Source organism: Rhodoplanes tepidamans (genome assembly GCF_030813915.1).
Classification (GTDB): domain Bacteria; phylum Pseudomonadota; class Alphaproteobacteria; order Rhizobiales; family Xanthobacteraceae; genus Rhodoplanes; species Rhodoplanes tepidamans.
The window spans coordinates 194865-207860 of the sequence record NZ_JAUSUJ010000001.1 but is presented as its reverse complement, the minus strand read 5'-3'; the positions used below and the strand labels follow the sequence as shown (position 1 = coordinate 207860).

Here is a 12996-nt window from a genome sequence, read left to right as displayed (position 1 = left end):
AGCCTGGATTCGACGGGCGCCCCCGCGGAGGCGGTTTCATGGACGACACTTCGGTACTGGTGACCGGCGGCGCCGGATTCCTCGGCTCGCATCTGTGCGACCGCCTGGTCGCGGCCGGCCACGATGTCCTGTGCATCGACAACTTCTACACCGGCTCGCGCCGCAACGTGGCGCACCTGCTCGGCAAGGCGAACTTCGAGCTCTCGCGGCACGACGTGACGTTTCCGCTCTATGTCGAGGTGGACCGCATCTTCAATCTCGCCTGTCCGGCGAGCCCGGTGCACTACCAGTTCGATCCGGTCCAGACGACCAAGACCAGCGTGCACGGCGCCATCAACATGCTGGGGCTGGCCAAGCGCGTGAAGGCCCGCCTCCTCCAGGCCTCGACCTCGGAGGTCTACGGCGACCCCGAGATCCATCCGCAGCGCGAGGACTACTGGGGCCGCGTCAACCCGATCGGCACGCGAAGCTGCTACGACGAGGGCAAGCGCTGCGCCGAGACGCTGATGTTCGACTACCACCGCCAGCACGCGCTGGAGATCAAGGTGGTGCGCATCTTCAACACCTACGGGCCGCGCATGCACCCGAACGACGGGCGCGTGGTGTCGAACTTCATCGTCCAGGCCCTGAAGGGCGACGAGATCACCATCTACGGCGACGGCCAGCAGACCCGCTCGTTCTGCTACGTCGACGACCTGATCGAGGGCATGCTGCGGATGATGGACTCGCCCGCCGAGTTCGTCGGCCCGGTCAACATCGGCAATCCGGGCGAGTTCACCATGCTGGAGCTCGCCGAGCTGGTGCTGAAGCTCACCGGCAGCCGCTCGAAGCTGATCTTCAAGCCGCTGCCGGCCGACGACCCCAAGCAGCGCTGCCCCGACATCGGCCTCGCCGGCGAGAAGCTCGGCTGGGCCCCCACCGTGGCGCTGGAGGACGGCCTGAAGCCCACCATCGCGTATTTCAAGGGCGTGCTGGGGGTGTGAGACGGGGGCGACCGCCCGGCTCTCCCCCTCTCCCCTCGCGGGAGAGGGTGCCCCCGCGCAGCGAGGGCGGTTGAGGGCGCGCGCCACGAGCGCCGAGCAAGCGGAGGGCCCCCTCACCCGTCTCGCCGCCACGCGGCGATCCCCCCTCTTGTCGCGCGAGCGCGCGACCCGCGAGGGGAGAGGGAAAGCAGGCCGCGACCTCCTGCATCACCTGATCACTTCGAGCGCAGGCGCTGCAGGCTGGTGCGGGTGGCGGCGTCGGCCGGGTCGTAGGCGACGGCCCGCTCGTAGTCCTCGATGGCGAGATCGACGCGGCCGCGCCGCTCGTTGGCGTAGGCGCGCCACACGATGGCGCTGAACGCCTTCTCGTCGATCGACAGGGCCTGGTCGAAATCGGCCACCGCGGCCTCCCAGTCCTCGGTCGACAGCGCCGCGTAGCCGCGCCCGAGGAAGGCGAAGAAGCGGTCGGTCGGCGCCCGCAGGGCCGAGCGGAGCGCGCGGTCGTAGTCGATCTTGGCGTCGGCCCAGCGCTCCAGATTGATCTTCGCCTCGGCGCGGGCGAGCAGCGAGCGCCCGTCCTGCCAGTCCATGCGGATCGCCTCGTTGTAGCTCTGGATGGCGCGCTCGTATTCGCCCATGGCCGCGTGCACGCGGCCGATCGCGTAGGGATAGGCGGTCTTGCGGGGCTCGATGCGGGCGCCCGCCGTGAAGTCGGCGAGCGCGTCGGCCCAGCGCTGGCGCCGCATGTAGAAATAGCCGCGGTCGAGATACACCGACGGATCGTTCCGGGTCAGCGTCAGGAGCTCGGCGAAGTCGGCCTCGGCGCGGGGAAAGTCGGCGACCTTCTCGTAGAGCGAGGCGCGGGTCCGCAGCACCATCCGGCGGTCGGCGCCGGCGGGCAGCGAGGCCCGGATCGACTCCTCGTCGACCATGAGGTTGCGGTCGAGCGCCTTCTGGCTCTCCCGCATGGCGTTGTTGTGGAGCTGACGGGTCAGCTTCTCCGAGAACGACTCGGATCGCACCGGCGGTGCCCACAAGGCGAGGCCGAGCAGCCCGATCAGGACGGCGATGTCGAGCCGCCGGATGCGCGGGATGGTGATCATGTCCAGGGTACTCCACACCCGAAAAGGCTAGCGGAAACCGGTTACGGAAGCCCTCGGTCGCGCCCTCCAATTCTCATCTGATTTTATGAAAAGTCGCGACGCCGCGTCGTCGCGGCGCGCGGCATCGCTCCGCCTCATGCGAGCGGCAGGCCCGAATAGTTCTCGGCGAGCGCCGTGGCGGCGGCGACCGAGCCGGCCACGTAGCCGATGTCGGCTCGCTGGCGGCGGCGGTCGAATGCCGTCTCGTCGGGGAAGCGGTGCAGGAGCTGGGTCATGAACCAGGAGAAGCGCTGCGCCTTCCAGACGCGATCGAGGCAGGTGCGCGAATAGGCCTCGAGCCCGTCGGTGCGCCCGTCGCGCTCGTAAGCGACGAGCGCCCGCGACAGGTACACGACGTCGGCGAAGGCGAGATTCATGCCCTTGGCGCCGGTCGGCGGCTGGATGTGGGCGGAGTCGCCGGCGAGGAACAGGCGGCCGTGCTGCATCGGCTCGACGACGACGCTGCGCATCGGCGTGACGCCCTTCTGCAGCACGGGCCCGCGCGCCAGCGGGCACGCCCCGCCGAGCCGGGCCTCCAGCTCGTCGAACACCCGCTGGTCCGGCCAGCGTCCGAGATCCTCGTCGGGCTCGCACTGCAGATAGAGCCGCGACAGCGTCGGCGAGCGCATCGAGAACAGCGCGAAGCCGCGCTCGTGAAAGGCGTAGATCAGCTCGTCGGAGGGCGGCGGCGACTCCGAGAGGATGCCGAGCCAGCCGAACGGATAGCCGCGCTCGTAGACGGTGAGCACGCCGTCCGGGATGGCCGGCCGCGAGATGCCGTGGAAGCCGTCGCAGCCGGCGACGAAGTCGCAGGCGAGCGACCTCGCCTCGCCGCCGTGGTGGAAATGGACGACCGGCGTCGCCGTGTCGAGGCCCTCGAGCGCGGTCGCCGCCGCCTCGAACAGGATCTCGCCGCCGCGCGAGAGCAGGAGCGCGATCAGGTCCTTCACCACCTCCTTCTGGTCGTAGATGGTGACGATCCGGCCGACCAGCTGGCGGAAGTCGATGGAATGCAGCCTGCCGTCGCAGGCCAGCCGGATGCCGTCGTGGACCAGGCCCTCGCGCTGCAGCCGCTCGCCTGCCCCGATCTCGATCAGCAGGTCGCGGGCCCACTGCTCCAGCAGCCCCGCCCGGACCCGCTGCTCGACATAGGCTCGGCTGCGGGCTTCCAGCACGACGGAGTCGATCCCCTCCCGCCGCAGGAGCAGCGAGAGCATCAGCCCGGCCGGCCCGGCGCCGACGATCGCGACCTTGGTGCGCATTGTCGTCCTCCCGATGATTCTTGTTTGTCTGCAATCCCCTCTAGGAGGCCGGAGGGGTCGCGGAGAAGACCGGGCATCGGGAAACGCTGGAACATTCCCGCCCCGCCGGCGCCGGCCGGCCGGGTGGCGCGACGGCGGGCCGGACGCCCGGACGGGCGAGCGGACGGGGGAGCGGACGGTCCGGGCGGGGTCGCCGGGGCGACCGGCGGCGCCGCCGCCGGGGTCGGGAGAATCCCGAGTGTGACGAAGAAACGACAGGAGTTTTCGGCGTTTACTTAACTCATTGCAGCGCGAAGCATTGACTTTGCAACCCGTCCCCCTATGTTGTCCTCCGTCGGTTCGCCGTATGTTCGACCGCCCATCCCGCATATCCGTCGTCGAGGAGCTGACCGGCACGGCTGGGAACTGCGGGCGTTTACCTTCGAGGGTCCATGTCTTTCGCCCATCTCGGCCTGTCCGAAAAAGTGCTCGCTGCGGTCGCGTCCGCCGGTTACACCACGCCGACCCCGATCCAGGATCAGGCCATCCCGCACGTCCTCGCTCATCGCGACGTGCTCGGCATCGCCCAGACCGGAACCGGCAAGACGGCCGCTTTCGTGCTGCCGATGCTGACCAAGCTGGAACAGGGCCGCGCCCGCGCCCGGATGCCGCGCACCCTGATCCTCGAGCCGACGCGCGAGCTCGCCGCGCAGGTCGAGGAGAGCTTCATCAAGTACGGCAAGAACCACAAGCTCAACGTGGCGCTGCTGATTGGCGGCGTGTCGTTCGGCAATCAGGACACCAAGCTGACGCGCGGCGTCGACGTGCTGATCGCGACGCCGGGGCGCCTGCTCGACCACACCGAGCGCGGCGGGCTGCTGCTCACCGGCGTCGAGCTCCTGGTGATCGACGAAGCCGACCGCATGCTCGACATGGGCTTCATCCCGGACATCGAGCGCATCTGCAAGCTGGTGCCGTTCACCCGTCAGACGCTGTTCTTCACCGCCACCATGCCGGCGGAGATCCGGCGCATCACCGAGCAGTTCCTGCACAACCCGGTGAAGGTCGAGGTCACGCGCGCGGCCAGCACGGTCGACACCATCACCCAGGGGCTGGTGAAGTCGGGCCGCGAGCCGCACGACAAGCGCGAGGTGCTGCGCCGGCTGATCCGCCAGGCCGAGGGCCTCAAGAACGCGATCGTCTTCTGCAACCGCAAGCGTGACGTCGCGACGCTGCATCGCTCGCTGCAGCGGCACAAGTTCTCCGCGGTCGCCCTGCACGGCGACATGGACCAGTCGGCCCGCACCGCCGCGCTCGATCAGTTCCGCAAGGGCGAGATCGCGATCCTGGTGGCGTCGGACGTCGCCGCCCGCGGCCTCGACATTCCGGACGTCAGCCACGTCTTCAACTTCGACGTTCCTCATCATCCCGACGACTACGTGCACCGCATCGGCCGCACCGGCCGGGCCGGACGCTCCGGCACGGCGCTGACGATCGTGACCGGCGCCGACACCAAGGCGGTCGCCGCCATCGAGAAGCTGATCGGCCGCACCATCGCCTGGGTCGGCACGCCGCCGGCCGACGATGTGGCCGAGGACGACGGGCCGCGCGAGCCGGTCCGCATGGGGGCCCGCATGCCGCGCCGCGGCCGCGACGCCGACAAGCGTGGCGACAGGCGCGACGGCGAGAAGCGCGAGGTCCGCGCCCGCGACGGCCAGGATCACCGCGGCGGCCAGGAGCGCGGCACCCAGGAGCGCGGCGCTCAGGAGCGCGGCGGCAAGCCGAGCCACGAGACGACGCCGGGCCGCGGCAAGCGCGGCGCCAACGTCACCCCGCTCGAGACGGCGCGCCGCCGTCCGCCGCGCGACGAGGCGCCGGACGACATCGAGAACTATCTCCCCGCGTTCCTGCTGCGCCCGGTGCGCGTGAAGGCCTGAGCACGCGCCTTAGGTCCCGACGCGCCGACGCGCCGGCGCCAAGAGCTAGCCTCAACGTGTTAGTTAGGGCCGGAAAACCGTCGTCGCCATCGCCGCGGCGGTCCGGTGACGTACCGAAGACCCGCCGCGGAGGTTCGTTCCTCGCTTTCCGTTTACGGCATATTTAGCCGCCCGGCTTAGCCTCTCCACAGACCGGTCGGAGGCGCCGATGCCCGCCAGACCGTCGTTCTCCTTCGCCCTCGGAGTACGCGGATGTCGGGCAGGCCGGACGATTTCGAGCGTACAGTCTCGTTCGCCAAGATCGCGCTGGATCAGATCAAGGCGCTGCGCCTCTCGGCGGCGCCGCGCAACTACGAGATCTGGTACCACTACGCCACCGGCTACAACGCCTCCCTGAACGCCGCCATCAACGACCACATCTCCAAGGCCGGAACGCTCTCGACCGAGGAGATCGACCGGATTTACGCCCGCTTCTTCACGCCGACCCGGCTCGGCGAGCAGATCGAGACGATCGGCGGCAAGGTCGCGGGCCGGATCGATCAGATCATGGCGGTGCTGGACGCCGCACTCGGTTCCACCAGCCGCGCCACCGAGACGCTCGCCGACGCCAGCGACCAGCTCGGCCAGGCGGAGGACGACGCCGCGATCCGCGGCGTGCTCGAGGATCTGATCCGCACCGTGAAGGAGATCGAGAGCGACAACCGCGCGCTCGAGCACCGCCTCGGCGCGTCGAAGAACGAGATCGCCAAGCTGCAGCAGAACCTCGAGGAGCTGCGCAGCGAGAGCATGACCGACCCGCTCACCACGCTGGCCAACCGGAAGTGCTTCGACGAGGCCCTCGACCGGCTGATCGAGGAGGCCGTGCAGCGCGGCCTGTCGCTGTCGCTGGTGCTGACCGACATCGATCACTTCAAGCGCTTCAACGACACCTACGGCCACCTCACCGGGGACCAGGTGCTGCGCCTCGTCGCGCTCTCGGTGAAGCAGAACGTCAAGGGCCAGGACCTCGCGGCCCGCTACGGCGGCGAGGAGTTCGCCGTCATCCTGCCGGAGACGCCGCTGAAGTCCGCCACCACGGTGGCTGACTACATCCGCCGCGCCGTGATGGGCAAGGAGCTGATGAAGCGCTCGACGCGGGAGATCCTGGGCCGCGTCACCATCTCGTGCGGCGTCGCCACGCTGCGGCCCGGCGATACCGTCCACACCCTGATCGAGCGCACCGACGCCTGCCTCTACGCGGCGAAGCGGGCCGGCCGGAACATGGTGGTGTGCGAGACCGATCCCGAGGTGTCGCCGGACCTGCAGCGCCGCATCGCGTGAGCGGACGGACGGCGGACCGCCGCCGCCGCGCGCCTAGGCCTCGACCTCGGCCGGCTTGATCTGCACCGACTCGCCGCAGCCGCAGGCCGAGACCTGGTTGGGGTTGGTGAACACGAACCCGGCCGACAGCTTCTCGGTCCTGAAGTCCATCTCGGTGCCGAGCAGGAACAGCACGGCCTTGGGGTCGACCAGCACCCGCACGCCCTTGTCCTCGATCACCTCGTCGGACGGGGTCACCGCCTCGGCGTATTCCATCGTGTAGGACATGCCGGCGCAGCCGCCGTTCTTGACGCCGATGCGCACGCCGGCGATCGGCTTCTCGGCCTTCGCCATGATCTGCTTGAGCCGCGCCGCGGCGGCGTCGGTCAGCCGGATCACCTGCGGTCTCGGACGCGCACTCGCCATCTCTCGTCTCCTTCGCGGCCGGCCCGCACGGGCCGGCGCCGGGCGGCCGGGGGACCGCCCGGACCGGGCACTACCACATGTTGAGGACGACCCGGGCCTCGTCGGACATCCGGCTCGGGTCCCACGGCGGCTCCCAGACGATCTCGACGTCCACCGGGCCGACCCCGGCGACGCTCGCGACCGCGTTCTCCACCATGGTGGGAAGCTCCTGGGCCGACGGGCAGTTCGGCGTCGTCAGCGTCATGTCGACCGACACGGAGCGATCGTCGTTGATCTCGATCTTGTAGATCAGGCCGAGCTCGTAGATGTCGGCCGGGATCTCCGGATCGTAGACGGTCTTCAGCGCCGCGACGATGTCGTCGGTCAGTCGGCGGATCTCGTCGGGCGGCAGGGCCGAGCCGGCCGGTACCGCCAGGGTGGCGTTCGCGGGCGCGTCGGCGGGGTTGGTGTCGTCGGTCATGCGAACATATCCTGGGCCTTGATCAGGGCTTCGGCCAGACGGTCGACCTCTTCCACCGTGTTGTAAAGCCCGAAGCTGGCTCTGCAAGTGGCCGTGACCCCGAAGCGGGCCAGCAGCGGCATCACGCAGTGGGTGCCGGCCCGCACCGCGATACCCGAGCGGTCGATGATGGTGGCGATGTCGTGCGGGTGGGCGCCCTTCATCTCGAACGAGACGATGGCCCCCTTCTCCTTCGCCGTGCCGATGATGCGCAGCGAGTTGATCTCGCCGAGCCGGTCGTGGGCGTAGCGCAGCAGCGTCTCCTCGTGCGCCCGGATGCGGTCGCGGCCGATCGAGGTGACGTAGTCGATGGCCGCCCCGAAGCCGATGGCCTGGACGATCGCCGGCGTGCCGGCCTCGAAGCGGTGCGGCGGGTCGCCGTAGGTGACGCGGTCCTCGAACACCTCGCGGATCATCTCGCCGCCGCCCAGGAAGGGCGGCATCTTCTCGAGAATGTCGTAGCGGGCGTAGAGCGCGCCGATGCCGCTCGGGCCGTAAAGCTTGTGGCCCGTCATCACGTAGAAGTCGCAGCCGATGTCCTGGACGTCGACGTCGAGATGGACGAGCCCCTGGGCGCCGTCGACCAGCACCGGGATGCCGCGGGCGTGCGCGATCCGCACCACCTCCTTGACCGGCACCGTGGTGCCGAGACCGTTCGACATCTGGGTGATGGCGACCATCCGGGTGCGATCGGTCAGCAGCTTCTCGAACGCGTCGATCAGGAAGTTGCCCTCGTCGTCGACCGGCGCCCACTTGATCACCGCCCCCTGGCGCTCGCGCAGGAAGTTCCACGGCACGATGTTGGAATGGTGCTCCAGGATCGAGAGCACGATCTCGTCGCCCGGTCCGATGCGGTCGCGGCCGAAGGTCTGCGCCACCAGGTTGACCGCCTCGGTGGCGTTGCGGGTGAACACGATCTCCTCGGCCCGCGCCGCGTTGACGAAGGCCCGCACCTTCTCGCGCGCGCCTTCGTACGCTTCGGTCGCGGCGTTGGCGAGGTAGTGCAGCCCGCGATGCACGTTGGCGTATTCGTGCGTGTAGGCGTGCGTCAGCCGGTCGAGCACCGCCGTCGGCTTCTGGGCCGAGGCGGCGTTGTCGAGATAGACGAGCGGCTTGCCGTACACCTGCAGCGACAGGGCCGGAAAGTCCTCGCGGATGCGCGCGACGTCGTAGGAGCCGTTCTTTACCGCCGGATGGGTCATGTGATGCGCACGCGCGGCTGGGGGGCGCCGCGCCTCGTGCTACTCCCGTGCCTCGAGCCACCGCGTCGCCGCGGCCGTCAGGGCATCGCGGATGCCCTCGTTGGTCACCGTGTCGATCGCCTCGCCGACGAAGGACTGGATCAGCAGCGTCTCGGCCTCCTTCTTCGGGATGCCGCGCGCCATCAGGTAGAACAGCAGGTCGTCGTCGAGCGCGCCGGCCGTGGCGCCGTGGCCGCAGACCACGTCGTCGGCGAAGATCTCGAGCTCCGGCTTGTGGTCGGCCTCGGCCGTCTCCGACAGGAGCAGCGCGTGCGAGGCCATCTTGCCGTCGGTCTTCTGCGCGTCCGGCCGCACGATGGTCTTGCCCTGGAACACGCTGCGGCTCTCGCCGTCGAGCACGCCCTTGAAGATCTCCCGGCTGACGCAGCCGCCGATGGCGTGGTCGACCACCAGGGTCGCGTCGGCGTGCTGGCGGCCCCGCAGCATGGTCGCGCCGTGCAGCCCGACCGTCGTGCCCGTCCCGTCGCAGCGCACGAACGCCTGGTTGCGCACCGCCGCACCGCCGAGCGCGACGGTGAGGTCGCGCATCTGGACGTGGCGGCCGAGCGCCGCGGTCAGGGTCGAGACGTGCAGGGCGGAGCCGCCTTCGAGCCCGATCTTGACGTGATCGATCTCGGCCCCGTCGGCGGCGACGATCTCCAGCGCCGTGTTGACCTGGTAGTCGAGCCCGTCCGGTCCCTCGTGGCTCTCGACCAGGGTCACGGCGGCGCCGGCCCCGACGCTCAGGAGCGAGCGGGTGAAGACGGTCGCCGGCACCGGGCCGGTGAAGCAGAAGACGAGATGGATCGGCCGCGCGATCTTGACGCCGGGCGACACCCGGATCACGACGCCGTCGCCCATGAAGGCGGTGTTGAGCGCGAAGGCGACGTCCTTCTCGGCCGGGCTCTGGGCGCCGAGGCGGCTCGTCACCTCACTGTCGCCGCGGGTCAGCGCGTCGGCGAGCGAGCCGACGACGAGCCCGGGCTCCAGCCCGTCGAGATCGGACAGCTCCTTCAGCAGCACGCCGTCGGCGATCACGACGCGGCGGACGTCGACTCCGGCCAGCACGGCGCCGGCGGCGCGGGCCCGCACCTTGCCGATCTCGCCCGGCGGCTGCGCCAGCGGCTTGGCGTCGCGCATCAGGGCGCGGAGATCCGTGTACTTCCACTCCTCGACGCGCCGGCTCGGCAGGCCGGCGGCCTCGAACCTCCGGAACGCGGCCTCGCGGCGGGCGGCGAGCGGCGCCGGCCCGGGCAGCCGGTCCTTCACGTCGGTCCAGGTGGCGGCGATCGCCTGCTCGGCGTCGGTCTTGGCAATGGTCGGTCGGGTCATGGTCTGGTCATCCGGAATACGGTCGGGGGCTCGGGCTTCGATCAGGCCGAGGCGGCGTTCGACGCGGTCGAGACGGGCGTCGATGCGGTCGACGCGAACCGAGAGGTTGGCGAGCTGAACGTTCAGGTGCGCCATCTGCTGCTCCAGGCTGCCGACCCGCCGAGTCAGCTCGAGCAGGCGACTCGAGCAGGCGATCGGACTGGATGTCGAGCTGAGCCCGGATCGCCCGCAGGTGCTGCAGCACGAGGCTGTCGACCTCCTCGGTCATCGCGCTCCGGCGTCAGGCCGCCGCCTCCTGCTCGTAGTCGGCGTAACCCTTGGCCTCCAGCTCGAGCGCCAGCTCCTTGCCGCCGGTGCGCACGATGCGCCCGCGCGAGAACACGTGCACGATGTCCGGCACGATGTGCTCGAGCAGCCGCTGATAGTGGGTGATCACGATCATGCCGCGCTCCGGCGAGCGCAGGCGGTTGACGCCCTCGGCGGCGATCTTGAGCGCGTCGATGTCGAGCCCCGAGTCGGTCTCGTCCAGCACCGCGAGCTTCGGCTGCAGCAGCGCCATCTGCAGCACCTCGTTGCGCTTCTTCTCGCCGCCCGAGAAGCCGACATTGACCGGACGCTTCAGCATCTCCGGATCGATCGACAGGTTCTTCGCCTCCTCGCGCACCCGCTTCATGAACTCCGGCGTCGACAGCTCCGGCTCGCCGCGCTTCTTGCGCTGGGCGTTCATGGCGGTGCGCAGGAACGTCATGGTGGCGACGCCGGGGATCTCCATCGGGTACTGGAACGCCAGGAACAGGCCGGCGGCGGCGCGCTCGTCGGGCTCGATCGACAGGAGATCGATGCCGTCCAGCGTCACCGAGCCGCCCGTCACCTCGTAGCCGTCCTTGCCCGACAGCACGTGCGCCAGCGTCGACTTGCCCGAGCCGTTCGGGCCCATGATGGCGTGCACCTCGCCCGGGTTCACGACGAGATCGACGCCGCGGAGGATCTGGCGGTCCTCGACAGAAGCCTGCAGGTTCTTGATTTCCAGAAGCGACATTTCGGTTTCACCTCGTGTTGTCCCGCCCTGCATCGCAGCGGCCGGGCGTCACGCGTCAAAGGGGGAAGTCTCGCTCGCCCGCGAGGCGATGCCGTTGTGCGGGCGCTCGCGGGCGTGGCGGCTCAATCGACGAGATCCAGACGTGTCTCGATCCTGTCGAGCCGGGCCTTGATGCCCGCGATGCCGCCGTGGTCGTGCTCCTGGATGGTCACGACGCCGGCCAGATGCTGACGGATGGCGGTCGTCTCGACGCTCATCGTGTGCATCATGTCGGCCATCCTGCCCGTCTGGCCACGGATCGCCCGGAGATGCTCCAGGACCAGATCGTCCGGCTCTCCGGTCATCCGACGCTGCCCTCCAGCGAGATGGAGATCAGCTTCTGGGCCTCGACGGCGAACTCCATCGGCAGGTGCTGCAGCACGTCCTTGACGAAGCCGTTCACCACCAGGGCGACCGCCTCCTCCTCGGAGAGGCCGCGCTGCATGCAGTAGAACAGCATGTCCTCGGAGATCTTCGAGGTGGTCGCCTCGTGCTCGAACACGGCCGAGGCGTTCTTCGCCTCGATGTAGGGGACCGTGTGGGCGCCGCAGTGCGAGCCGATCAGGAGCGAATCGCAGTTGGTGAAGTTGCGCGCGCCGGTCGCCTTGCGGTGGGCCGAGACGAGCCCCCGGTAGGTGTTGTCGGAGCGGCCCGCCGCGATGCCCTTGGAGATGATCCGGCTCGTGGTGTTCTTGCCGAGATGGATCATCTTGGTGCCCGAATCGACCTGCTGGCGGCCGTTCGAGATGGCGATCGAGTAGAATTCTCCGCGCGAACCGTCACCCCGGAGAATGCAGCTCGGATACTTCCAGGTGATGGCCGAGCCGGTCTCCACCTGGGTCCACGAGATCTTCGAGTTCCTGCCGCGGCAGTCGCCCCGCTTGGTGACGAAGTTGTAGATGCCGCCCTTGCCCTCGGAGTCGCCCGGGAACCAGTTCTGCACGGTCGAGTACTTGATCTCGGCGTCGTCGAGCGCGATCAGTTCGACCACGGCGGCGTGGAGCTGGTTCTCGTCGCGGCGCGGCGCCGTGCAGCCTTCCAGGTAGCTCACATAGGAGCCCCGGTCGGCGATGATCAGGGTGCGCTCGAACTGGCCGGTGTTGCGCTCGTTGATGCGGAAGTAGGTCGACAGCTCCATCGGGCAGCGCACGCCCGGCGGGATGTAGACGAACGAGCCGTCCGAGAACACGGCCGAGTTGAGGGTGGCGAAGAAGTTGTCGGTCACCGGCACCACCGAGCCGAGATACTTCTTCACCAGCTCCGGATGCTCGCGCACGGCCTCGGAGATCGGCATGAAGATCACGCCGGCCTTCTTCAGCTCCTCCTTGAAGGTGGTCGCCACCGAGACCGAATCGAACACGGCGTCGACCGCGACCCGGGTGCCGCCGGCCGGAGCGTCGGCCCCGTCCTGACGCACCACGCCGGCCAGGATCTCCTGCTCGCGCAGCGGGATGCCGAGCTTCTCGTAGGTCCGGAGGATCTCCGGGTCGATCTCGTCGAGCGACTTCGGCGCGACGAACGCCTTGGGCGCCGCGTAGTAGTAGGCGTTCTGGTAGTCGATCTTCGGGTAGTCGACCCGCGCCCAGGTCGGCTCCTCCATGGTCAGCCAGCGGCGATACGCCTCGAGGCGCCACTCCAGCATCCAGGCCGGCTCGTCCTTCTTGGCCGAGATGAACCGGACCGTGTCCTCGGAGAGTCCCTTGGGTGCCTTCTCGGTCTCGATGTCGGTCTCGAAACCGTACTTGTACTGATCGACGTCGATGCTCTTGACCTGCTCGACGGTCTCCTGCACGGCCGGCATTTCATTCCCTCCACTGC

Annotated in this window: 12 protein-coding genes; 3 read left to right on the top strand and 9 right to left on the bottom strand. The window is 69.2% G+C overall.

Annotated features, from left to right (window positions below):
* Positions 1-38 precede the first annotated feature (38 nt).
* A complete protein-coding gene (locus J2S22_RS00905; protein WP_272776395.1) occupies positions 39-983 on the top strand; it encodes a UDP-glucuronic acid decarboxylase family protein in 945 nt (314 codons plus the stop codon).
* A 215-nt stretch (positions 984-1198) separates the two neighbouring features.
* On the opposite strand, the gene J2S22_RS00900 is transcribed toward J2S22_RS00905, so the two are convergent.
* Positions 1199-2086, bottom strand: a complete 888-nt coding sequence (locus J2S22_RS00900) for a tetratricopeptide repeat protein (protein ID WP_272776396.1) — start codon at positions 2084-2086, stop codon at positions 1199-1201.
* 134 nt (positions 2087-2220) lie between these two features.
* Positions 2221-3387 carry a 4-hydroxybenzoate 3-monooxygenase gene (locus J2S22_RS00895; RefSeq protein WP_272776397.1) on the bottom strand — a complete coding sequence of 389 codons (1167 nt, stop codon included), beginning with the start codon at positions 3385-3387 and terminating at the stop codon, positions 2221-2223.
* A 431-nt stretch (positions 3388-3818) separates the two neighbouring features.
* Between J2S22_RS00895 and J2S22_RS00890 the strand changes: the two genes are divergently transcribed.
* Complete coding sequence (locus tag J2S22_RS00890) at positions 3819-5303, top strand: DEAD/DEAH box helicase (RefSeq protein WP_272776398.1); 1485 nt, start codon at positions 3819-3821, stop codon at positions 5301-5303.
* Positions 5304-5555: 252 nt separating this feature from the next.
* Positions 5556-6623 carry a GGDEF domain-containing protein gene (locus J2S22_RS00885; RefSeq protein WP_272776399.1) on the top strand — a complete coding sequence of 356 codons (1068 nt, stop codon included), beginning with the start codon at positions 5556-5558 and terminating at the stop codon, positions 6621-6623.
* 33 nt (positions 6624-6656) lie between these two features.
* Here the strand turns inward: J2S22_RS00885 and J2S22_RS00880 are convergent, their stop codons facing one another.
* The 7 genes from J2S22_RS00880 to sufB form a co-directional block, all read right to left on the bottom strand.
* Positions 6657-7028: a HesB/IscA family protein gene (locus J2S22_RS00880; protein ID WP_272776400.1), complete on the bottom strand. Its 372-nt coding sequence runs from the start codon at positions 7026-7028 to the stop codon at positions 6657-6659.
* Positions 7029-7098: 70 nt separating this feature from the next.
* Positions 7099-7488, bottom strand: a complete 390-nt coding sequence (locus tag J2S22_RS00875; RefSeq protein ID WP_272776401.1) for an SUF system Fe-S cluster assembly protein — start codon at positions 7486-7488, stop codon at positions 7099-7101.
* Entirely contained in the window at positions 7485-8729 is a 1245-nt protein-coding gene (locus J2S22_RS00870; RefSeq protein WP_272776402.1) for a cysteine desulfurase, read from the bottom strand. Before J2S22_RS00870 ends, J2S22_RS00875 begins: the two co-directional genes overlap by 4 nt.
* Positions 8730-8768: 39 nt before the next feature.
* Positions 8769-10100: a Fe-S cluster assembly protein SufD gene (sufD, locus tag J2S22_RS00865; RefSeq protein WP_370878165.1), complete on the bottom strand. Its 1332-nt coding sequence runs from the start codon at positions 10098-10100 to the stop codon at positions 8769-8771.
* A 280-nt stretch (positions 10101-10380) separates the two neighbouring features.
* Entirely contained in the window at positions 10381-11139 is a 759-nt protein-coding gene (gene sufC / locus J2S22_RS00860) for a Fe-S cluster assembly ATPase SufC (RefSeq protein ID WP_272776404.1), read from the bottom strand.
* 122 nt (positions 11140-11261) lie between these two features.
* Positions 11262-11483, bottom strand: a complete 222-nt coding sequence (locus J2S22_RS00855) for a hypothetical protein (RefSeq protein WP_272776405.1) — start codon at positions 11481-11483, stop codon at positions 11262-11264.
* The gene (sufB, locus tag J2S22_RS00850) at positions 11480-12979 is read right to left on the bottom strand and encodes a Fe-S cluster assembly protein SufB (RefSeq protein ID WP_272776406.1); all 1500 of its coding nucleotides are present in this window, start codon (positions 12977-12979) and stop codon (positions 11480-11482) included. Before sufB ends, J2S22_RS00855 begins: the two co-directional genes overlap by 4 nt.
* Between the last annotated feature and the right edge of the window lie 17 nt (positions 12980-12996).

Bases quoted from the DNA above. Each gene is read 5' to 3' on its own strand.
- J2S22_RS00905 (WP_272776395.1), top strand. From the start codon at position 39: ATGGACGACACTTCGGTACTGGTGACCGGCGGCGCCGGATTCCTCGGC.
- J2S22_RS00900 (WP_272776396.1), bottom strand. From the start codon at position 2,086: ATGATCACCATCCCGCGCATCCGGCGGCTCGACATCGCCGTCCTGATC.
- J2S22_RS00895 (WP_272776397.1), bottom strand. From the start codon at position 3,387: ATGCGCACCAAGGTCGCGATCGTCGGCGCCGGGCCGGCCGGGCTGATG.
- J2S22_RS00890 (WP_272776398.1), top strand. From the start codon at position 3,819: ATGTCTTTCGCCCATCTCGGCCTGTCCGAAAAAGTGCTCGCTGCGGTC.
- J2S22_RS00885 (WP_272776399.1), top strand. From the start codon at position 5,556: ATGTCGGGCAGGCCGGACGATTTCGAGCGTACAGTCTCGTTCGCCAAG.
- J2S22_RS00880 (WP_272776400.1), bottom strand. From the start codon at position 7,028: ATGGCGAGTGCGCGTCCGAGACCGCAGGTGATCCGGCTGACCGACGCC.
- J2S22_RS00875 (WP_272776401.1), bottom strand. From the start codon at position 7,488: ATGACCGACGACACCAACCCCGCCGACGCGCCCGCGAACGCCACCCTG.
- J2S22_RS00870 (WP_272776402.1), bottom strand. From the start codon at position 8,729: ATGACCCATCCGGCGGTAAAGAACGGCTCCTACGACGTCGCGCGCATC.
- sufD (WP_370878165.1), bottom strand. From the start codon at position 10,100: ATGACCCGACCGACCATTGCCAAGACCGACGCCGAGCAGGCGATCGCC.
- sufC (WP_272776404.1), bottom strand. From the start codon at position 11,139: ATGTCGCTTCTGGAAATCAAGAACCTGCAGGCTTCTGTCGAGGACCGC.
- J2S22_RS00855 (WP_272776405.1), bottom strand. From the start codon at position 11,483: ATGACCGGAGAGCCGGACGATCTGGTCCTGGAGCATCTCCGGGCGATC.
- sufB (WP_272776406.1), bottom strand. From the start codon at position 12,979: ATGCCGGCCGTGCAGGAGACCGTCGAGCAGGTCAAGAGCATCGACGTC.